This is a genomic window from Bacillus sp. 05T31 (assembly GCF_056396725.1).
Window position 1 is genome coordinate 1 of sequence record NZ_JBFTMA010001036.1, and the last position, 1,060, is coordinate 1,060.

Here is a 1,060-nt window from a genome sequence, read left to right on the forward strand (position 1 = left end):
GTTTCAGCTTCATCGAGGTGGACTAGCACCTAAAGATTTAACGAACGAAGATTTGAAAAATGCAGAAACCAATACTCGAATTGCAATATCTAATATGATAAATGCATATAACCGTGGTTTACAGCAAAATTTAAAAGGACCAGAGCTATTAAAATATGTTGCTAATACCTCAGGGTGGCCTGGGAATAAGGGTGTTCAATGGACAAATAAGCAGACAGACTATAACGAGGGTTTAGAAAACAGTTTTAAAATGTTTTCTAAACGACAATATGATTTTATAGAATGAAATTTCTTTTTTCTTTCTATTATTATATAACTTATGCCTAAATACGAAAGTTTCCTAAAACAGATACATAGATTGACTTTGTACTGCTTATATTAGGAATTTAAAGAAACAATATGTATAATTMTCCCACTACAATAGTATAGTGGCCTTTATTAACAGCAAAATCTACAATTTACAAGGAGAACATTTTATGAGTAAGAGAATAAAAGAATTAGATTCCATACGAGGGTTAGCGGCACTKACAGTGGTATTTGGACATTTTTGTTTAATGCTACCATCGTTGCCTAATTCTATTAAATTTTCTCCGCTTAGGTTTTTATGGGCTGGCGGGGAAGCTGTAATCGTTTTTTATGTACTCAGTGGTTTTGTGTTATCTATGGCACTTTATCATTCAAAAACAAATTATTGGGGATATTTAATTAAGCGATTTGTACGAATCTATATTCCTTATTATTTTTGGATAATCATTACCTTTGCTTTATTTATTTTGTTCTCGCCGTATGAAGTGGCTGGACTACGGGATTGGTTCTATGATAGGTGGCAAGGGTCTATAACAAAAATAGATATTATAAACCATTTTGTGCTTCTTAATAACTTTTTTACGGAAAATTATAATCCAGTTATCTGGTCATTGGCTCAAGAAATGCGTATATCTATTGTGTTTCCGTTGTTATTCCTTCTTTTTTATAAACTGAGTTGGAAGAAAACGATACTATTTGCTTTGAGCTTTTCTTTAATTAGTGTTTTCCTTAATATGTTGCATATAGGGAAAGC

The 1,060-nt window shown here is 31.9% G+C and carries 1 protein-coding gene and 1 pseudogene; both read left to right on the top strand.

All coding sequences use genetic code 11. The annotated features are described in order from the left end of the window. Window positions 1-286 (top strand): annotated as a pseudogene (locus AC1DJR_RS31090) (invasion protein); the annotation flags it as partial. Between the two features lie 142 nt (window positions 287-428). Then, window positions 429-1,060: acyltransferase family protein (locus AC1DJR_RS31095; RefSeq protein WP_477004374.1), on the top strand; the 632-nt coding region annotated here is incomplete at its 3' end.